This is a genomic window from Nodosilinea sp. LEGE 07088 (assembly GCF_015207395.1).
In the GTDB taxonomy this organism is placed as follows: domain Bacteria; phylum Cyanobacteriota; class Cyanobacteriia; order Phormidesmidales; family Phormidesmidaceae; genus Nodosilinea.
The window spans coordinates 16,054-36,412 of the sequence record NZ_JADEWX010000014.1 but is presented as its reverse complement, the minus strand read 5'-3'; the positions used below and the strand labels follow the sequence as shown (position 1 = coordinate 36,412).

Sequence of the window (20,359 nt, the reverse complement as noted above, 5' to 3'; positions counted from 1 at the left end):
TACTAGGGCTGCGGACTGGCCATGCTCCTCGGGCGCGGGGCCACCGGGCGACAGGGGTTGCCGTAGCATATTTGTCCTGGGGGCAGCGACTTAAATACGCTGCTGCGCGCGCCCACCACAGTGTTTGCCCCCACCGTCACCCCCGGGGCCACAAAGCAGTCGGTGGCTATCCAGGCTCCGTTTTCAATCACCACCGGAGCTATTTCCAGGCCGAATTGCAGGTCGCCCATGTCGTGGCTGCCGGTGCAGAGGTAGCTTTTCTGGGAAATGACACAGTGCTGACCAATGGTGATCGGGGCCAGGCTGTAGAGCACTACATCGTCGCCAATCCAGCTGTGATCGCCCAGGGTGACATGCCAGGGGTAGGTGAACCGAGCGGTCGGGCGAATGACTACGCCTTTGCCCACAGTGGCCCCAAAGCGACGTAGCAGCCAGCGCCTGGGCCCGTGAGCAGCGTGGAGCGTGAGGGGAAAGATGATCGCCTGGAGGAGCCACCACAGCAAAATCACCGCCTTAGGTCGCCCTGGTTGATACCACGATTGATCATAGCAATCGAGCTGTACCCAGGCAGCAGTATCCTCCAGGTCGGGGGACGAATCAGAAGCAGAACAAGGGGGGACGGTCATAGCCAGCTGCGATCGCAGGAATTCTACGGGGCCGATTCTACCGAAACCATAGCAGAGTTAACCTCTGGCTGAGCTGCGGGTTTTCCATTTTTGGGGGCGACATTGAGCTGGCCACCAAACTGTCGCAGCTCGAACAGTTTGACTCCAATTTGGTACTCATACTGGCTCAGCAATCGCCCATAGATATAGCCTGCCCGGCCATCCAAAAAACCCAGTTGAAGCACATAGAAGATCAAAAACCGCAGCAGAGGCTTGAAAGGAAGCCGTACCCAAATCTTCTTAAGAAACCGTTTGCGCTGCACCGCATCGCCCCACAAACTCGCGCCAATCGTGCCGCCGTCGCCCATGCCCGTCAATAGGTTGTAATAGACCTGGGCCTCCCAGTTTGAGTAGCGGTTGTGGCGAGCCAGCCAGTGGTAGAGGTCACGAAAATCTTCGTGTAGCATGTCGTGTTTGAGATAGCCCACCGGGCCATCGATCATCACATGCTCATGGACTTCGTTGTCGCCGGTATTGGGGATATCGGCAGTTTGCAGGTTTTCATAGCGGCCTGCCCGATGGCGAAACAGGCGCAGGTTCCAGTCGGGATACTTGCCGCCGTGACGAATCCAGGTGCCCAAAAAGAAGACCCGCCGATTGAGATAGTAGCCGTCGAAATTGTCCTGCTGGATGGCGGTTTCAATCTCGTCCCACAGCTCGGGGGTAATGCGCTCGTCACAATCGACAATGAGAACCCACTCGTGACTAAAGGGCAAGTTGTCAAGGGCCCAGTTCTTCTTCTTGGGCCAGTGGCCGTTGAAATCAAACTGCACCACCTTGGCCCGGGCAGCGGTGGCAATGTCTATGCTGCGATCGCTGCTGTGAGAATCCACTAAAAAAATCTCTGCAGCTCGCTCCAGGCTGGCCAGGCAGGCGGGTAGGTTTTGCTCCTCATTCTTAGCGGGAATCAGCACCGAGATGGGAATTTTGGGAGAGGGGGTAGCCATAGTGAATTCTGTTCAACAGGGGGATTGCGTTAGCGAACACTGCGGGCCGCAGTCACCTAAGAGCCAGCCCCAGGGCGGGGCCGGAGGTAGTTTAGGCAACTGGTCAAGTAACCTAGCTGTCCATAGGCGTAGACCAAATTTTCAAACCGTAGGGCCGGGTCAGACCAGTGGCGCAGGGCTTTGCCAAGCCCCCGCAGCAAACTCATGCCTCGCCCGCGTACTCGCCCTAGGGTAAACGACTGGGCCAGCTGCTCGCGGTAGCATTCGCTAATGCCCTGCCACCAGCTGCGGCGCAAAAACCAGCCCCGGTGCAGCCGCTCTGGGGCAACATTGTGGGCGACCTGGGCCTGGGGCACAAATAAAACCTCATAGCCTGCGGCCAGAGCCTGCTGGGTGAGGTGCAGTTCTTCGTTAGACAGCAGGTTATTGCCCACCCGCCCGAGCTGAGGATCAAAGCCCCCCACCGTGGTGAGAAACGCCTTTTTAACCGCGTAGTTGAGCCCCCTCGGAGTCTGGCCAGGGTTGGTAATGGTTTGAATGGTTGAGCCTAGATCGTAGGCCCCTAAGCTCTCGGCTAAAGTCGATGATAACCAACCGGGGGGAGTTCTGTGAGGGGGCCAGACCAGGCTGATATAGCCGCCTGCGATCGCCGCCTGCGGATGCTGCTCAAAGGCCACGGCCAGCGCCTTCAGCCATTCGGACGAGGCCTCGGCATCGTCATCGAGGTAGGCTAGAATCTCGCCCTGGGCGAGCGCAGCGCCCCGGTTGCGCGCCGTTGAGAGACCCAGGTTGCCTTCATAGATATAGGTTAACTGCGGGTGGGGCAGATAGCCTTCGACCACTGCCCGGGTATCGTCGGTGGAGGCATTATCGACCACAATCAGCTCATAGTTGGTATAGGTTTGCCCCAGTACACTGGCGATCGCGGCCCCCAGATAACCAGCCCGGTTATGGGTGCAAATAATCGCTGACATAAACGGTTGAGCCATAGCCAACACCACTACCACCAGGCTGCTAAAAGACCTATTCCTGCCCACCATTAAAAAATGGGCAACTTAGACCCGCAATGATCCTAAGATGCCCATTTAAGTCTCAAGACTATCTCAGCCATAGAGCTGTCATCGCCTAAGCCGAGCTATCGACTATGGCGAGGGTAAGGCTGGTAATACACCTTAGCCCCCTGATCCGGTACGTAGTGGCAGGCCCAGTATGACCGGGCAAAGCTCGTCCACACCGATTCCTTAGAGCAGCGGTAGTAGTCGCCTAAAATCGGTTTAATGGCCTCAGTAGCCGCTTTCAGATGGTAGTGGGGCATGGTTGAGAAAATATGGTGGGCGACGTGGGTACCAATGTTGTGGTGAATGGGGTTAATCAACCCGTAGTCACGGTCAATGGTTGACAGTGCCCCCTTGAGAAAGTACCAGTCTTCGTTCCGATACCATGGAATATCGGGCTCGCTGTGGTGCAAAAAGGTCACCAGATCGAGCCATATCACAAACACCAGGTAAGGGCCAATATAGTACTGCACCAAAAAAATAAATCCCTGGCTGATACCCAAGCCGACGAGCCCCAAAACCATGGCCAACCAGCACAGACTGCTGACCAGCACATCCCCTCGCTCCGATGGGCGAAACAGCTGGCTGCTAGGCAGGAAGTGCGATCCGCTCCGTCCCGAAGATCTAAAAAATAGGTAGAACGGGTAGGCAAACAACAGCCCATAAAACCGAATCATCTTTTGAACCCAGGGCATGGCCCGGTAGGTTGACTCCGCGATCGGGTACCAGCTCTCATCCGTGTCGATATTACCGGTATTGGCATGGTGGGTGCGGTGGCTAATGCGCCAGCCGTGGAATGGCACCAAAATCGGCGTATGGGCTAGGTGCCCGACCAGGTTATTTAGCCATCGGTAGCGCGAAAAAGACCCGTGACCACAGTCATGGCCGACCACAAACAACGCCCAAAACATGGTGCCCTGAGCCAGCCAAAAAATAGGGAAAAATAGCCAGGAATTGAGACTATGGGCGATCGCATAGAGCCCAGCGATAATGCCAAGATCGAGCCAGAAATAGGCGAGGGATTTCAGAGCAGATGGCTGAAAACAATAGTCGGGAATAGCCGCTTTGAGATCTTGAAGGGTAAAGGTCAACTCCTCAGCTGAGCGAACATAGGCTGAAAGCGTCTCGTCTTTCGCCCGTTGAGGAACACGATCTGTTTGCACGCAGGTACCAGTTTAACCATTAAGGATCAATGCCCAGACGCCTTCTATCGATCAAGACGAGGCAATTATGAATGGGCGTTACATAGCTTAACTTTTTATAGAATAAAATTCTATTCTTTTAGAAAATACTCAGTGGCTGAGCTGCGATCGCAGCCAAAAATATAGCGCTGGCCAATTCACTCAAGACCATGCCAGTCGCCCGTGGCCAAGACTGGGACGGCGAACTGGCCTATAGTGATCGCCCTCAGGACAGCAGCCAAACTCAGGTGTTTTGTAGCCCATACCGATAGCAATCCGCCGCTGTAGCAAATCACGGCCCAGCCGACGGCATGGGTCGTAATGCTCCTACTTAGTGGCAACGGCAAGGACTTAGTGTCAACGGCAAGGATGGGTCAAGGTCTTAAACGTCTCTTGGAGCGGTTGGAAAGGGCTAGGCATGGCCACAACCAAAGGATCCATTCCCTTAACCATACGGTCGAATCTTAAGCATTTGGTCAAGAGACGATGATCAACAGTCCTATAGTGAGCTTTTGTTTAGGCCATTACAGGGCTGCCATCGACTTCACTTGACCGGTCTGTGGTTGATGTCTGATGACCGCAGTAATAATTCTCTCCTGACATCTCGGCTCCCGTGGCAGGTACTCCCTTTAAATCGTTAACAGTGGGCTAGTTTGCATCCGAGAATTCCCATTCTATGAGTTCGCTATAACACCTTATGAACTCCGTAGACTACGGAGCTGATAAGGTGTTATTGCCCATTTGACGCGCCTGTACTAAATGGTTTAGATAGGCTTTGAAGTTGCTCTAGGTATCAGTGACTAACCTAAAACAGTTACGCGAATGGTTGAGGAAATTGGCTTTTCAGTGTGCTAGCTGATCCGCGATCAGCCCTCTATACAAGGGCTCTGAACTGAGATAGCCAGCTTAGAGAGCGCCTAAAAAAACCTGGTCTCGGTTTCAAGAAAAATGAAAAGTATAAAAAAAATAACCTTCACTGCAAATGTACGGATAGGCCTTAACGGCATTAATCTTGGCCTCATCAGATTATGTCAATCCTGTGAAAACGGATGCTAAAAATCAGCGGTGTCGATGTTTCTTGGTTAGATCACATATAGGGAACTCATCCGATGGCCGCTGCCAATGTCTAGGCGTAGGTGCAGCGGTCTCCAAGAGTGGGTAACCTGATTGTCATCATAGAGATCGCATCATTTTTTCGCTGGCTTAGTTCCAGCCTTGATGCTCTTGCAAGCCCCTGGCAGGACGAATCCTCTAGCCCCCAGTCTTCTGCGATGACTTATATCTAGCTAGGGAGTATACCTTTGACTATGGCTACGTCTGCACCCCATCCGTCGGTTAATGCTCAAGTTGGTGTCTATGAATGTGCGATCACGCTCAAATTCCGGATTTTAGAAGAGAGCCATGTCATGGTCGATCGCGACCAGCTCCTTGAACAGTTGATTGATGCCTATTCCTACGGCAGTGATGAATTTGTCGAGCAAATAGAGGCTCAGATAGAAGTCTGCGAGGTCTCTGAAATCGCCGCTTCGCCGCTGATGCGTCGGCAGCTGATTCGCCTACGCAATCTCCCTTCTGCCTGAGGGGATGCCTATGCAACTGTGCAGCAACCTGAGTAGACCTGGTTCCCTCGCAGCTCTAAGCCTCGTATATTGGTATTAATAAGGGCTTAGCGCAGAACTAAATAAACTGCTCTAAGCCCAGTAGTTGCTTTAGTCCAGGTCTATGAACAGTCACTCCTCACAACACGGGTTCGCTCGCTTCATTCAAATCAGCTGGAGCGGCTTTTTAGGTTTGGTCTTGTTGCTGCTGGTGAACGGGTTGGGGGTGGCACCAGCCGCAGCCTTGGCTGTATTTCAGATGCCGACAGTAGCAGCTGGGGAGGCGACCTGGATTATCGATGAGGCCAACATCATTAGCCGCATTAACGAGACTAAAATCTCGGGTCGCTTAGGTGGCTTAGCGTCGGCAACGGGTAATGAGGTTCGCCTAGTGACCCTGCACCACTTTGACTATGGTGAAACGGTTCAAACCTTCACAGATAAGTTATTTGAGCGTTGGTATCCAACGCCGGAAGACCAGGCCAACCAAACTCTGCTGGTGCTGGATGAAGTGACTAAGACCGTAGGGATTCGTGTGGGCGATCAAGCGGCTACAATGCTGACTTCAGATATCGCCGCTAGCGTAGCCCAAGAAACAGTGCTCTATCCTCTTTTAGAAGGGGATAAGTATAACCAGTCATTTTTGTCGGCGAGCGATCGCCTGGTGGCAGTACTCAGTGGTCAGACAGATCCTGGGCCACCAGCCTTTGATGACTCCTTTGACAGCGAAGGCACCTTTGCGACTGCTCAGGAAACTGCTGAAAATCGCGGCAACACGACGATTATCCTCGTGGTGTTGCTAGTGCTGGCAACGGTGATTCCGATGGCAACTTATTTCTGGTATGCCGGGTTTGGCAATTAGCGCCTGAGTGAGCGATGCTTGGCAGCCAGATTCTTCGATTCGCCTCTGGGCATGGGGCCCATCCCTCGTTCAGCCTAGCGGCAAGTATGGCTTGACTTACCTGCAACAATAAATGAGCTCACAATAAATGGGTTTAAAGTGCCGACGAGGCCAGCCAAAAGCTGACCAAAAAACCGGCAATCGTAGAAAAAGTGATTGATCCGCCACCCATTTCATAGGCTTCAGGCATCATGGTACTGGCAATCATTGCCAAAATAGCTCCTCCTGCGGTGGCCTGAGCGACTGCTAGCATCCATTCTGAAGCGACGTTGACCATCAGGCTGCCCCCCATGGCCGCTAGGCCGCTGAGTAATACGGCTCCGCTCCACAGGGCTAGGATGCGCTGGGAGGACGTACCGGCCTGACGCATGCCAATAGAGCTTGACATGGCCTCTGGAATATTGGAGATAAACACTGCCATCAGAAATGATGCGCCGGTGTGACCAACGCCAGCGTGAAAGCCAATGACCAGAGCTTCGGGAATATTGTCGATCAGGGTGCCAACTAAAATGGCTAGAGGGGCTGAGCTTTGGGCCAGTTCCTTAAACTGTTGCTCTGAAATCGGAATATCGACCTCAACACTGTCGAGCACCTGCCGCCGCCACTGGTCGTCATCCACTAGGGCTGGTTTGGCGGTCGATTGATTGGTCTCCCGCAGACGCCGAGCCAGAATACGGCTCAGCCCGCTGGATAGCTGGGGTGCGTAGGTGAGCATGGCGTCAAAGTCAGCCTTGTCTAACTCGTAGAGTTCCATGGGGGTTTTGGCGAGCACCGTGGCCGATCGCTCTTCGCCAGTGAGGAGGGCCATCTCGCCAAAGATTTCTCCAGCGCCCAAGGCCGCTAGTCGCTGCGGCCCTTTCAGGATATCGGCTTCGCCTTCTACGATTAAAAACATCGAGTCGCCAGGGGCCCCTTCCTGGCACAGCACTGTGCCAGCTTCAGCTCTGAGGGGTTTCAGGAGCGGAATAATGGCCTGCATCTCTCCCGGAGAGAGGCTGTGGAGCACCTCGATATGGCCGATGCGGTTGAGTATTTCTGAGGCTTCGTCTTGGCGATGGTGGTAGAGAAAGCGCCGCGACGAGGATGGGTGGCGAATGAAGCCTCCCTGGTTGTCGATATAGGTGACGATCACGCTAAATAGGGTGCCGCCCAGGGAGAAACCCACGACTAGGGGCCAGAAACCGCTGCGGGTATAGGCTGGGAGAGTAATGTCAAAGGCGATCGCCGAGAGCAAGGTGCCACTACCAAAGGCCATAATAGCGGCCGTTAGCGATCGCGCCGGGCGCCAGGCAATACCGAGTACGGCCCCTACGAGTAAACTAGAGGCCCCCACTAATCCTTGAACTAGCGCAGCAAATTGAAGGCTCATGATCGCAATGCCGGGAGTGCAATAGCCGGGCATGATGACCAGGGTACTGCACAATGCTCCGCTTCCTGGCAAACTAAAGCTGAGGGAATTTTTAGCGCTTACCATTGTCACTGCTATGACTCTACCCACCCAGCGTCGTCGTTCCCCTGATCCCAATCGTCCCCGACAAGCCAAGGTAGGGGGCACTGCCTCATCTCGCCGCCGCTCCTTTGGGGGACTCTGGCTGCTGTGCGGGCTGTTCTATGCTGCGGCCGGATTGATTTTAACCGCCCTATCAGAGGCCTCTTGGTTGTGGCTAGGGGCGTTAGCGGCGACTGTGCTGCAAGGGGGCGCTCTGGCTGGACCACGGTCACTTCAGCGGTTTCAATGGTTGACGGCTAACTTGCTGGTGCTGGGCAGCATTATAGGCGGCAGTGTGATGGCTGCAATGTTGTCGATTGCCCTTAACCACCTAGGCACTGATAACCTCAATGACTTAACGCTCACCAGTGTATTGGTCGATATCGTGCTCTATAGCTGCTTTGCGGTGGGGCTAGCGGTGTTGTGTAGTCTGGCCGTCACGGCCCTGGGCGATCAGTTGCTGCGCCGCTACTCAGGACGCACAACCAGCATTGTTTTAATCGCAACCAATGTGCTGGGTTTAGCGCTTGGCGGTGCTTTGGGTTTGCTATTGATATAAATCGTCGGCGATGTGAGCCAAGATCTGTGGACCAAGATCTAGGTAATCTCGTAGCGAAAGCTCAGCGCGACCCAGCGATCGTGGTGCAGGGCGTAGGTATCTGTGACGTCACCGGTACTGAGATCTTGCAGCAGTGCCTGGGCCAGCTGCAGAGGCTGGGCCACTGAGCGAAAGCCTGTCGCCGTCGTCGGCAGATTGCCCCCCAAGGTCGCCAGGCATTGGTTCAGAGGTTGGGCACTGAGCACCACGTAGGATTCCACCCAGGTGGCGGCCCCAGGCATAGCCCAACCTGGGCCATCGTTTGGGAGGGCAAGGGTCTTACCGGGATCTAGCGGAGTGGCTTTCTCAGGTACGTCAGCTCCCTCGACGGTAGTATCCCCGGGCAGAGTCACTAAAGCCGTGCATTCTCCCCGACTGTCAAAGCTCATCCACAGTAAGTGTAGGGTCTGGTTAGAGACGTTAGCCAGGTGATAGCCGATGCGACTATCGCGGGCGAGGCGCAGGGGCTTGAGTTTGGTGACCGCCTTTTGGGCCTGACGAATGACCGGTGGCCAAGCGGCTGAGCCGCTGCGATCGGTTGTCTGCACTAGCAAAGTCTGGCGTTTGGGCTGTACGGTTTCGAGCACTGCTGCTGCCGCCAATTGTGAGGCCGCTCGGTTTTCAGTCAGGCGTAGCAGCTTCAGGGCCAGCAGGGTCTGAAGGTTAGGCGTCAGGCGATTGACCGCTGTTTTTACCGCCTCCTCTTTGGCCAACATAGTGCCGGGCAATAGGGTACGGTTGGGAGCAAACAGCCCATAGCTGCTCTCGGTGACGCGATCGTTGGGTTTAGGCATAGTATCGGCAGCTCCGGGTAGGGCCGCCGTTAGGGTAGTGGTCGGGCCAGCCGGTAAGCGGCCAAATAGACAGTCAGCTGCCCGATCGCCAGCGGTCACTGAAGTCACTAATGGAATACCTGCTAGGGCACTGGTGGCGTCAACCCGTTCGACCCGTTTGAGCTGGCTGTCGAGGGCCACTACCAGGTCGATGCTGACCGGTAGTAACCGGACCTGTTCATAGACCGGCTGTTGCCCTAAGGACGTCAAGAGTGGAGTACTGGCTTCGACTGGTTTGGCCAGGGCCTTGAGGCCGGTACGCGACTCTAATCGCAGGGGCACTGTCTGCCCGGCGGTGGTCGTGGCCACTAGCTGCGATCCGGGCTGCAGGTAGCGCAGCACCAGAGAAGGGACTCCGCCCAGCCACACGGCCAGGGGACGATTGTCACTAGAGGGCAAGACTACCCCGGCTGCAATCGGCAGCTGGGCCGGCAGCCCATAGGCGGCAGCACTAACGCTGGAGCTCAAGTGGTTGATGACGACGGGCTGTTGGTCGGCCCCGACCCACCCTCTGGTGCGCTGCATGATCCGTTGCAATAGCACGTTGGCCGTAGGGGACTCGGTTTCCCAGAGGCTTTGGGTCAGAGCATAGGTTAATATCCCGGCGTTAAATCCCTCCCATGGGCTTTCAAGAACCAATCCCCCAGGTTCAGCGGCTCGAATGAGCAACCCTGGCCAGGGTGCCGATAGGTTTAAGGGCAGATCTGAGGGGAGAGAGCCGGTGGGCATAGTGGGTCGCGATCGCACGCGTGAACTCCCCCAGCGCAAATAGCCGGTATTCTGGCTACCGGCATCAATGACCGTGGTTAGGTTAGGCGTCGCCAGGCCTTGCAGACTTTCAATCAGCTCAGCCTCTAGCAGATCGCCGAGAACGGGATTACTTTCACTGGGTAGACGACTGTCAACCGGTACCCAGGCAATGGCCAGGCCAGGGTCTTGGCCCCCATGCAAGACTCGCACCTGACTGCCGTAACCGCTGAAATGGAGCACCACCACGTCGTCAACCTGGGCCTGTTGCACCAGGTCATCAATAGCCGCCAGGATAGCGCCTCGAGTGGCCGCTTGATTCGTCAGGGTGACAACATCCACTGGTTGAAACCCAAACCGATGCACCAGCAACTGTCGCTGGAGTTCCACATCGGTCAGGCAGCCCTTGAGGACGACATCTTGGGCAACGCCAGGATCCAGAGCCCGATCGGGATAGTTGTTGATGCCAATTAACAATGCGAGTTTTCGACGGGCCGGTTTTGCTAAGGCCTGCTGGTACTGTCCGGCGGTAGTCAGCAGCGTGGTGCCACCTAACCCTAGCGCGCCCAGCGCCAGGGTTGTCTGCTGCAAAAATGCCCGTCGATTTAGTCTCACCGAGTTGATCGCATCCTCTTAGCTGACGGTTTCGGGAACCCGCATGGCTTTGGCTAGCTCAGCTGCCACCTCAGGCCGAGAAAACTCGGGTGGGGGTAGCTCTCCCTGGCGCAGCATTTCTCGAACTTTAGTGCCTGACAGGTGAATCCGCTCATCTTTGCTGCTGGGGCTCGTTTTAGACGTTGCCATGCCCCCCGTACGAGTACAGTAAAAGGCATGCTCAAACTTCATAGGCACAATGCCCAACTCGGCGGGCTCAAACTCATCAAAGATGTACTGAGCATCGTAGGTGCCGTAGTAATCACCCACTCCAGCATGGTCACGACCCACAATAAAATGGGTGCAGCCGTAGTTCTTGCGGATTAGCGCGTGGAATATCGCTTCCCTAGGCCCAGCGTAGCGCATTGCGGAGGGATTGATCGCAAGAATCACCCGGTCTTGGGGGAAGTAGTGCTCCATCATGATCTCGTAGCAGCGCATGCGCACGTCGGCGGGGATATCGTCGGATTTGGTTGCCCCCACGAGCGGGTGCAAAAATAGGCCATCTACGGTTTCGAGGGCGCATTTTTGAATATATTCGTGGGCCCGGTGAATCGGGTTGCGGGTCTGAAAGCCGACTACGGTTTTCCAGTTGCGATCGCGAAACATAGCCCGCGATGCCGCCGGATCGACCTGGTAAGCCGGAAACAGCGGATGGGGATCGCGCTGCATGAGCCACACCGGCCCAGCTAGGTTAACGGCTCCCTGCTCATAGACGACCTTGACCCCAGGGTGTTTTTCTTCGTCAGTGCGGTAGACATGATTGGCTTCGTGAGCCTTGTCGTAAGTATATTTCTCTTCTAGCTCGAGTATCCCGACAAACCGGCCCATGGGGTCATCTAGGCGTACCAGCGTCCCTTCTTGCAAAGGGGCGGCGGTAGCTTCGCTCACCGATAGGGTGACTGGGATGGCCCAGGGGAGGCCATTGGCTAGACGCATATCGGTAACGACGGTATCGTAGTCGGCTTTTTTCATGAAGCCAGTTAAGGGGCTAAACCCCCCGATAGCGATCATCACTAGATCAGAAAAGGCTCGCTCGTCAAGGCTTACTCGGGGTAACGTATCCGCTTTATCTAAAAATAGTGTTTTTTTATCGGTGGTCACTAGGCGATTGACCAGGGTCCCGCCGTGGGGCGCAATGCCGTCTTTTTGTAGAGTCATTGAGATACTGCTGCCTTCTGCTGAGATAGAACATGGACGATGGGTCGTTACCCACCCAAAGGAACGGACTCACCATTCCTGTTATATGAAATTACATATTGGCAGAAATGTCACCCGAAGTTGAATCAACTTCAAGTATGCTTCAAGTTGATTCAGATTTGAAATGAATTTGAAGGTAGCTACAAAACAATTTGATGATTCAACGGTAACGTAACCGCTGAATGTCGCGATCGCGAGCCTGTCGCCTGCCCTAGTCGCGATGGATTTGTCGCCAGAGGGGATGGGATGGCCCTTGGGCTTCAATCCGATGAGCTAACTTTTGCAGTCGCTGCTGCTCCATCGGGGTCGCCCCGAAGAGAATATAGCGGCTCTCGGCTACGAGAAGGGCAACCGTTAGCCCCACACATAGCCCCAGCCCCACAGCTGCGGGGCGATTATAGGCAAGGCTCAAGCGCAAAGCAGACCAGGTAAAGTACTGACGCAGTTGGGTGATGTCGGGGCCTAGGCTCCATAGACTGAGGCTGCCTACAGAAACCCACAGAAGACAACTGATGGCCCACCAGCGGCGCAGTATGACTACCCTCAGTTTTTCCAGGGGCGGGTTGAGTTTTGAGGAGGGCATGGCTAACGGGGTTTAGCTCAAGGTCTCAGGGGGCTCGTGGGGAGATGATTCACCGTAGGCATGACCGCTGCGATCGCGCCACAGAGCCAACAGCGAACTGGCGATAAAAATACTGGAGTAGGCTCCGGCTAAAAATCCCACAATTAGGGCCAGGGCAAAATATTTCAGCGTGGGGCCGCCAAAAATGACGATCGCCACCAAGGGCAATGTCGTCGTCAGGGAGGTGTTGATCGAGCGAGCTAAGGTCTGGTTAACCGCGCTGTCGACGACATCATTGATGTGGAGGCCAGGATTTAGCTTGATGTTCTCGCGCACGCGATCGTAAATCACTACCGTGTCGTTGACCGAGAACCCTACAATCGTCAGCAGCGATACGATAAATAAGCTATCGACCTCAACCCTCAACACCAGGCCTAAGATAGCAAACACCCCAGAGGTGATAATCACATCGTGGGCCAGAGCCAGAATCGCCAGGAGAGCGTAGTCAAGCTTAAAGCGCAGGCTCAGGTAGGCGACGATGCCCGCAAAGGATACCAATAGGGCCAGCAGCCCCGACACTAGCAGTTGCTCACCAATCACTGGCCCCACTGAGTCAATCTGGGTGGAGCTCGGGTCAAAGGGGCCGATAGCCTGATCTAGAGCATTTTGCAACGTCGTGCGCTCATCGACATCGAGGGTGCGGGTACGGATGGAGATCACCTGCCGGTCATCGCCCAGGACTTGAAGGCTGCTGGAGTCAAGCCCCTGCTGCCCCAATACCTGCCTAACCTCAGCCAGATCAATAGTTTCGCTACAGCTGTTGGTCGTCAAGCAGGCTCGGCTGAGCTGCAGTCGGGTACCGCCAGCGAAGTCAAGCCCTGGCTTCAGGGGCGCACCAAACTGCTGCCATGAAATTGCCATCGCCACCAAGCTAGCCAGCACCAAAGTCCCTGAAATAAACCACCAGAGACCGCGCTGCTGAATAATGTTGAGCTTCATAGGCACTCCTAGGGGCGAACAGAGGTAGGACGAACGGAATCTAGACCAGGGCAAAATAGGCTGGGCCGCCTAAACTGAGGCAGGCTAATCGCCAAAAACATCAGTGTCCGGGTGCAGGTCAGGGCCGTGAACATGCTGATCAGCACGCCGATGCCTAGGGTAAGGGCAAACCCTTTAACTAACCCGGCTCCAAAGGAAAACAGGGCCAGGCAGGAAATCAGGGTAGTAACGTTGCCGTCTAGAATGCTGGAAAAAGCTCGAAAGAAGCCCGATTCAACCGAACGATAGAGGGTTTTATTGGCTCTCAGCTCCTCTCGAGTCCGTTCAAAGATCAGCACATTGGCATCGACGGCCATGCCAATGCTGAGAATGAAACCAGCAATGCCCGGTAGAGTCAGGGTAACTCCCAACAAATTAAAGGCCGCCCAGGTGAGCAGCGCATAGATAATCAGGGCAATATCGGCTAGCACGCCTGGCAGACGATAGTACACCGCCATGAACACGAGCACGAGCACCAGCCCAGCCAGACCCGCGTAGAGGCTACGCTGAATGCTGTCACGCCCCAGAGTTGGGCCTACAGTGCGGTTTTCAACCACTTCTACCGGCAGGGGTAGGGCACCCCCTCGCAGCTGAATCTCTAAATCGCGGGCTGATTCGGCGGTAAAGTTGCCAGAAATGACGGCACTGCCGCCAGTGATCCCGGTTTCGGCGTATTGCACATTGACGGTAGGCGCACTGAGCAGGCGATTGTCGAGGAAAATGCCGATGCTGCGGCCAGTACCGGCGATCGCCTGACTGATCTCGGCGAACTGGGTGCCGCCCTCGTTATTAAACTGAATCACAACTTCCCAGAGGGTGCCGCTGGTAGGGCGAGCAATGGCATCGGTGAGGTTGTCGCCGCCCAGGGTGCTGGGTTCAAACAGGTCACTGATGGCAGCTTCGCTGGCTTTGATATCGGCCTGGAGCTTGTCAATGCGGGCCTGGGTTTCGGTTTCTATGGGGGTATTTTCGGGTACAGTCGCCTGGAGGGCGGCCAGTTCTCCCAGATGAGTTTGGAGCACCTGGTTTTCGATCGGCAGTTGTTGGTCGGTGCCTGCCCGCTGGGCACGGAACTCGAGCTGGGCCGTACCGCCTAGAACCCGCTCCGCCTGCTCAGGATCGCTGATGCCGGGCAGCTGCACCAACAGTTGGTTATTGCCCAACTGTTGCACGATCGCCTCCGACACGCCGAGGCCATTGACCCGCCCTTCCACGACCGTTTGCACGGCCTCCATTTCTCGATCGGTAATGGTGGGAATGGCTTCGGTCGGCTGCACCTGAATCGTCAACTGTGAGCCGCCCCGCAGATCTAACCCCAGCCGCGTGGGCAGTTGGCCAATGACCACCGCCGCCGCGATCGTTAGCGCCACAATAAACCCTAGCCAAGCTCGATATTTTGCCATTGCAATTTGTGCGATAGGGACGGAAGCAGAACCAATCTGCCTGCAAGCTTAAAACGGATGGATCAAAACCCACCGGCTTGAATCATCGGGTCGGGATGGCAGTCTGGGGGAGGCCAACCACCTGCGCCTAGACCTTCAGAGCGACCATGTTTTCAACGGCGGCCTCAATTTGTTTGGGCTGCACAATGGTCAATGTTTCTAGCTTACCGTTGTACGGGGTAGGAATGTCCTGGGAAGACAGGCGCACCACTGGGGCATCGAGCTCGTCGAAGTAGCGATCATTGATGGAAGCAATGATTTCGGCCCCAATGCCGCCGGTTTTCATACACTCTTCGACAATGATCACCCGGTGGGTTTTCTGAATAGAAGCCCCGATGGTCTCAAAATCAAGAGGCTTGAGCGAAATTAAATCGATCACCTCGGGGTCAATACCCTTTTTCTCTAGACCTTTGACGGCCTGCATGACGTGGTGGCGCATGCGGGAGTAGGTGAGCAGGGTGACGTCTTTGCCGGAGCGCACGATTTCGGCCTGGTCGAGGGGCACCACATACTCGTGGTTGGGCAGATCTTCTTTGAGGTTGTAAAGCAGCACATGCTCAAAGAACAGCACTGGGTTGTTATCGCGGATAGCGGCTTTCAGTAGACCTTTGGCATTGTAGGGGGTAGAGCAGGCCACAATCTTCAGCCCTGGCACCGCCTGAAAGTAGGCCTCGAGCCGCTGGGAATGCTCAGCTCCGAGTTGGCGGCCTACCCCCCCGGGGCCGCGAATCACCATAGGGATTTTATAGTTGCCGCCGGAGGTATAGCGCAGCATGCCGGCGTTGTTGGCAATTTGATTGAAGGCCAGCAGTAAAAAGCCCATGTTCATGCCCTCAATGATAGGCCGTAGGCCAGTCATGGCCGCCCCTACGGCCATTCCCGTAAAGCTGTTTTCAGCGATCGGGGTATCGAGGACGCGGAGTTCACCATATTTCTCGTAGAGATCTTTGGTGACTTTATAGGAGCCACCGTAGACGCCGACATCTTCACCCAGTACAAATACGGTATCGTCGCGGCCCATTTCTTCGTCGATGGCTTCGCGCAGGGCATTAAATAGAAGGGTTTCTGCCATTTCTTTCGGTGCTAATAGGGGAGTAATTGGATATTAGGGACAGGCCGGGGGTCTCATCCACTGGGCATCTAGCGCGACTGGCGCTAATCTTCGGCGAAGATATATTTGCGCAGATCGTCGGGGCTGGGTTCGGGGCTGTCTTCAGCAAAGGTGAGGGCATCATCAATACTGGTTTGGATGCGATCGCGCATCGCCTTCAGCGTCGCCTCATCGGTCAGGTTGTGCTTGAGCAGGTAGGCCTCGAACCGCTTGATAGGATCGCGGGCCAGCCAGGCTTCTTTTTCAGCCTTCGATCGCAGTTCGTCGGGGTCGGCTAGGGAGTGGCCTCGAAACCGATAGGTGAGGCATTCGATCAGGGTTGGCCCTGCTCCAGCGCGGGCGCGGGCGACGGCCTCCTGGGCGACGGCGCGCACGGCCATCACGTCCATACCATCGACTTCCACACCAGGCATGCCAAACACCGAGGCTTTCTTATAGATCTCGGGCTGGGAGGTGGCCCGTTCGTGGGCCATACCGATCGCCCATTTGTTATTTTCTACGACAAACAAAATTGGCAGTTTCCACAGGGCCGCCATGTTGAGACACTCAAAAAACTGGCCGTTGTTGCTGGTGCCATCGCCAAAGAAGCAGGCGGTCACTTGATCGGCGGTGGGGTCGCCCAGGGCATCTTTGCGATAGCGCGACTGAAATGCGGCCCCCAAGGCTACGGGAATGCCTTCGCCAATAAACGCAAAGCCTCCGAGCAGATTGTGCTCGCTGGAAAAAAGGTGCATCGATCCGCCGCGCCCCCGGCTACAGCCCGTTTCTTTGCCAAATAGCTCGGCCATGACATTATTGGCGGGTACCCCGGCACTGAGGGCGTGGACGTGGTCACGGTAGGTGCTGCACACATAGTCGTCGGCCCGTAGAGACTTGATCACCCCGGTGGAGACGGCTTCTTGCCCATTGTAGAGGTGGACAAAGCCGAACATTTTGCCCCGGTAATACATCTCGGCGCACTTGTCTTCAAAGGATCGTCCCAGGATCATATCTTCATAGAGCATCAGACCCTGCTCGGGAGAAATGGGTACCGTTGGAGCCTGAGATGGGGGTAACGTCCGTTCTTGAACCATGGGTTTTGCTGGGTCCTACGCCGCGATGTCCAACTGTTGACTATACCGAAAAGTATCCCCCTTGGGCAGCTGATCCCCTGGGGTAGGTCTTAATAATCATACCGAGTGGGCTGCTGGCGATGGGTATTCGGCAATGCTGGAGGAAAATTTTATTGAGACACAAAGGTGTTGTGACTGGGTCTAAGGTGATGACCTAGACCCGAGGGAAACGTAATTTTGAGTTCAATGACGGTTCAATGACGCTTGACAGGCACCCATAGAGCCCCGAAGAGAGTAGCTGGCAGAGACCTTTATCCAATCTTTAAGCTGCCTTGGCCGGCGGCGGTCATCGGTGTGCCTAAGTTGTGAAAGACTAACAATATGGGCGGTCTGGCTGGGCTATGGATGCTGCCTAGAAACCGGTATCGCCTCGGGCGAGATTCGTTGTGAATAGGCTACGAGGTTAGCGGGGTCAAGGTCGAGCCCACCTCTGGCAGTGGGAGTAGGCTTGTGTTATAAACTTCATTTTTGTTCTGATTTGAGGGCAAACGCGATAGGGTAGAGCTGTTTCCCAGCGCCCTAGTAACATCCAGGGGGGTGCGGACCGAAGGACGCAGGGATGAGGTTGCGCCTGCTGCCCCTAAGGGCTTGCTTTGGGTAGGAGCGTTGATGACGGGGCAAGAAATTGGGATTGCCCTATTTGGCTGCCGCGGCAGTTGTTAAAGTTCGGTGGCTTGGGCAGTCCGCAATAAATCTTTTTGGATACTATTTCGAGTGAATTCGCCGTTGGGGACGTGAGCTGTGCAAATTCCGTTAGACTACTACCGAATTTTAGGGCTGCCCATTCAGGCGACCGCAGATCAGCTCAAACAGGCCCATCGCGATCGCAGTCTGCAGTTGCCCCGGCGCGAGTTCTCATCGGCTGCCATTGAGGCCCGCAAACATCTCATTGACGAAGCCTATGCCGTGCTGTCCGATGCCGAGCGGCGGCGCGACTATGACAGTAAGTTTCTGGCCAGTGCCTACACGGTTGATATGGAACCCGATCCCCAGCCAGAGGTGCGACCCGGACAAGCTCTCACCCTGGACGCTGGGGAAGCTGCCCTGCGATCGCTGGCAACCGAACCTGGCGGCAGCGAAGTCCAAAGCTCCAAGATTGAGATTGATAGCGACCAGCTCGTGGGGGCACTGCTGCTTTTGCTAGAGCTGGGGGAGTATGAGCAGGTGCTTCAGCTGGGGCAGTCTCAGATCAGCAACCCCTACGCCAGCGACGGCGCGGCTATCCCTGACCCTGGCCAGGAAGATGTAGTCCTCACCTTAGCCTTAGCCTGTCTAGAGTTGGGGCGTGAGCAGTGGCAGCAGCGCCAGTACGAAGTGGCTGCCGATTCGCTACAAACCGGTCATGAGCTGCTGGCCCGGGGCAACTACTTTTCAAATTTGCGGGCTGAGATTCAGACCGAACTTTACAAACTGCGCCCCTACCGGGTGCTGGAGCTCTTGGCACGCTCTCTAGATCAAACCCGAGAGCGACGTCAAGGGCTGAAGCTCCTCAAGGCTATGCTCGAAGACCGAGGCGGCATCGAAGGTACCGAAGACGATCTCTCTGGGCTGGCCATCGACGACTTTTTGCGGTTTATTCAGCAACTGCGCGACTATCTCACGGCCTCTGAGCAGCAAGAGCTATTTGAGCACGAGGCCCGTCGCCCCTCCCCCGTCGCCACTTATTTAACGGTCTATGCCCTGCTGGCCCGTGGCTTCGCTCGCCACCAACCGGCGCTGGTGCGCCGGGCTAAACAGCTGTTGTTGCGGTTAGGGGCGCAGCAGGATGTGCACCTGGAGCAGGCGGTCTGTGCTCTGCTGTTGGGACAGACTGACGAGGCCAATCGCGCCCTAGAACTCAGCCAGGAATACGAGCCCCTGGCCTACATTCGCGAGCACTCGCGCCAGTCGCCCGATCTACTGCCGGGCCTGTGCCTTTACGCCGAGCGCTGGCTGAAGGACGAACTGTTCCCTCACTTTCGTGACTTTAAAGACCAGGAGGCCACCCTTAAAGACTACTTCGCCGATGCCCAGGTACAGGCCTACCTCGAGACCATGCCTGTAGGTTCGCCAACGGAGACCCGGGGGGCCCAACTCGGGGCGACCCAGTTCCCGGTTGCTGCCGCCGCCGGGGCGGCTCAGTTCCCCACGATCGCAGGGTCACTCCCCATTGACGCGCCCACTATGCCTAACCCTGCCGCTACGGCCCAGCGAGTTGGGCCGCCGCCCGCTGGGCCGACTGACTCGGCGGGCTACAGTGGGAATGGCTATACGGCTTACCCGGGGGCTGCTCAGGCTCGTAATGGCAATGGCAATGGACGCTTTTATTCACCCTCAAAGCGTCCTAGCCCGCCGACTGCTGACAGATTAGAAACCCCTGCTCGTGAGCGCCGACAAGATCCTAACGTTGACGATCTTTCAGTGGCAGAACGGGTGGCCCAGTTGTCCCCTGAGGGGCAGATGGCGGCCCCGAATAGTGATCCGGCGATACCGGCTAAAAAACGCCGATCTCACCCCCCCGAAGCCGCCAGTCTGGCTCCAGGGCAAGCCTTTTCGCCGGATACTGCGCCTGGCCGTCAGAGCCGGAGTGCTTCACCCCACTGGGGGCGGCTGGCCCTGGTGGGGGCCGCTGGTGTTGTTGGGGTGGGTATTTTAGGCTTTGGTACGATGCGAGCGCTGGGCTGGGTGACCGCTGCCTTTAGCGGCCCCCGCATCTCGGGTCAGCCGTTAGCCATTAGCCTCGACCAGCCCGCCTTCGAAATTCCAGAAGCCCCGCCTGCCGCTGCCGAAATCGGCGTCACTGATATGGCCAATCGAGTGATCAGCGAATGGCTCGAAGTTAAGCAAGCGGCCCTCGGTAAAGACTATCAGGGCGATCGCCTAGGGGATATTTTGCTCGAGCCAGTGCTGACCCAGTGGCAGCGGCGGGCCGATGCCGCCGTTCAAGAAAACTGGTATTGGGAGTATAAACACACCGTTGAGGTGGAGTCTGTAACCCCCGATGACCCGACCGTCGATCAGCTCCAGGCGATCGCCGTTGTCTCTGAAAAGGCTCAATTATTTGAGTTTGGGGTTGAAAATACCGGTGCCGCCTACGATGATACCCTCCGAATGCAGTACGATTTGGTACGTCAAGACGGTAAGTGGTACGTGCAGGGCATGACCAAACTGGCCGATGTAAATTAGGTGCTGGTTTAGCAATGTCTTCGGACGGGCAGTGCTGAACTGTGTTTTGATAGAATGCTGT

16 protein-coding genes are annotated in these 20,359 nt (G+C 55.9%); 4 read left to right on the top strand and 12 right to left on the bottom strand.

Annotated features, from left to right (window positions below; all coding sequences use genetic code 11):
• Positions 1 to 2: 2 nt before the first annotated feature.
• The 4 genes from hpsU to IQ254_RS05785 all read right to left on the bottom strand — a co-directional run bounded on the left by hpsU (position 3) and on the right by IQ254_RS05785 (position 3,758).
• Complete coding sequence (gene hpsU, locus IQ254_RS05800) at positions 3 to 626, bottom strand: hormogonium polysaccharide biosynthesis acetyltransferase HpsU (protein ID WP_193965225.1); 624 nt, start codon at positions 624 to 626, stop codon at positions 3 to 5.
• Positions 627 to 649: 23 nt separating this feature from the next.
• Positions 650 to 1,612, bottom strand: coding sequence for a glycosyltransferase family 2 protein (locus IQ254_RS05795; protein ID WP_193965224.1), 963 nt, complete (start codon positions 1,610 to 1,612; stop codon positions 650 to 652).
• 56 nt (positions 1,613 to 1,668) lie between these two features.
• Positions 1,669 to 2,601, bottom strand: a complete 933-nt coding sequence (locus IQ254_RS05790) for a glycosyltransferase family 2 protein (protein WP_193965223.1) — start codon at positions 2,599 to 2,601, stop codon at positions 1,669 to 1,671.
• A 146-nt stretch (positions 2,602 to 2,747) separates the two neighbouring features.
• Positions 2,748 to 3,758 (bottom strand): fatty acid desaturase, encoded by a 1,011-nt coding sequence (locus IQ254_RS05785; RefSeq protein ID WP_228040226.1) that lies wholly within the window; start codon positions 3,756 to 3,758, stop codon positions 2,748 to 2,750.
• A 1,397-nt stretch (positions 3,759 to 5,155) separates the two neighbouring features.
• On the opposite strand from IQ254_RS05785, the gene IQ254_RS05780 reads away from it, so the two are divergent.
• Both IQ254_RS05780 and IQ254_RS05775 read left to right on the top strand, forming a co-directional pair.
• The gene (locus tag IQ254_RS05780) at positions 5,156 to 5,428 is read left to right on the top strand and encodes an Npun_R1517 family heterocyst differentiation transcriptional regulator (RefSeq protein ID WP_193965221.1); all 273 of its coding nucleotides are present in this window, start codon (positions 5,156 to 5,158) and stop codon (positions 5,426 to 5,428) included.
• A 142-nt stretch (positions 5,429 to 5,570) separates the two neighbouring features.
• Positions 5,571 to 6,308, top strand: a complete 738-nt coding sequence (locus IQ254_RS05775) for a photosystem II repair protein Psb32 (protein WP_193965220.1) — start codon at positions 5,571 to 5,573, stop codon at positions 6,306 to 6,308.
• 133 nt (positions 6,309 to 6,441) lie between these two features.
• Here the strand turns inward: IQ254_RS05775 and IQ254_RS05770 are convergent, their stop codons facing one another.
• The gene (locus IQ254_RS05770) at positions 6,442 to 7,716 is read right to left on the bottom strand and encodes a cyclic nucleotide-binding domain-containing protein (protein WP_193965219.1); all 1,275 of its coding nucleotides are present in this window, start codon (positions 7,714 to 7,716) and stop codon (positions 6,442 to 6,444) included.
• 115 nt (positions 7,717 to 7,831) lie between these two features.
• Here IQ254_RS05770 and IQ254_RS05765 point away from each other — a divergent pair, with 115 nt between their 5' ends.
• Entirely contained in the window at positions 7,832 to 8,395 is a 564-nt protein-coding gene (locus tag IQ254_RS05765) for a hypothetical protein (RefSeq protein WP_193965218.1), read from the top strand.
• Between the two features lie 38 nt (positions 8,396 to 8,433).
• Here the strand turns inward: IQ254_RS05765 and IQ254_RS05760 are convergent, their stop codons facing one another.
• The 7 genes from IQ254_RS05760 to pdhA all read right to left on the bottom strand — a co-directional run bounded on the left by IQ254_RS05760 (position 8,434) and on the right by pdhA (position 17,094).
• Positions 8,434 to 10,629: a caspase family protein gene (locus IQ254_RS05760; protein WP_193965217.1), complete on the bottom strand. Its 2,196-nt coding sequence runs from the start codon at positions 10,627 to 10,629 to the stop codon at positions 8,434 to 8,436.
• Between the two features lie 18 nt (positions 10,630 to 10,647).
• Positions 10,648 to 11,829, bottom strand: coding sequence for a sulfate adenylyltransferase (gene sat / locus IQ254_RS05755; RefSeq protein ID WP_193965216.1), 1,182 nt, complete (start codon positions 11,827 to 11,829; stop codon positions 10,648 to 10,650).
• Between the two features lie 250 nt (positions 11,830 to 12,079).
• A complete protein-coding gene (locus tag IQ254_RS05750; protein ID WP_193965215.1) occupies positions 12,080 to 12,451 on the bottom strand; it encodes a hypothetical protein in 372 nt (123 codons plus the stop codon).
• A 12-nt stretch (positions 12,452 to 12,463) separates the two neighbouring features.
• Entirely contained in the window at positions 12,464 to 13,429 is a 966-nt protein-coding gene (gene secF / locus IQ254_RS05745; RefSeq protein ID WP_193965214.1) for a protein translocase subunit SecF, read from the bottom strand.
• 8 nt (positions 13,430 to 13,437) lie between these two features.
• Complete coding sequence (gene secD, locus IQ254_RS05740; protein WP_193965213.1) at positions 13,438 to 14,871, bottom strand: protein translocase subunit SecD; 1,434 nt, start codon at positions 14,869 to 14,871, stop codon at positions 13,438 to 13,440.
• A 127-nt stretch (positions 14,872 to 14,998) separates the two neighbouring features.
• Complete coding sequence (locus tag IQ254_RS05735; protein ID WP_193965212.1) at positions 14,999 to 15,982, bottom strand: alpha-ketoacid dehydrogenase subunit beta; 984 nt, start codon at positions 15,980 to 15,982, stop codon at positions 14,999 to 15,001.
• Between the two features lie 83 nt (positions 15,983 to 16,065).
• On the bottom strand, positions 16,066 to 17,094 hold the full coding sequence (pdhA, locus tag IQ254_RS05730; protein WP_193965211.1) for a pyruvate dehydrogenase (acetyl-transferring) E1 component subunit alpha: 1,029 nt from the start codon (positions 17,092 to 17,094) through the stop codon (positions 16,066 to 16,068).
• A 780-nt stretch (positions 17,095 to 17,874) separates the two neighbouring features.
• Between pdhA and IQ254_RS33055 the strand changes: the two genes are divergently transcribed.
• Positions 17,875 to 20,298 (top strand): IMS domain-containing protein, encoded by a 2,424-nt coding sequence (locus IQ254_RS33055; protein ID WP_193965210.1) that lies wholly within the window; start codon positions 17,875 to 17,877, stop codon positions 20,296 to 20,298.
• The last annotated feature ends 61 nt before the right edge of the window (positions 20,299 to 20,359 follow it).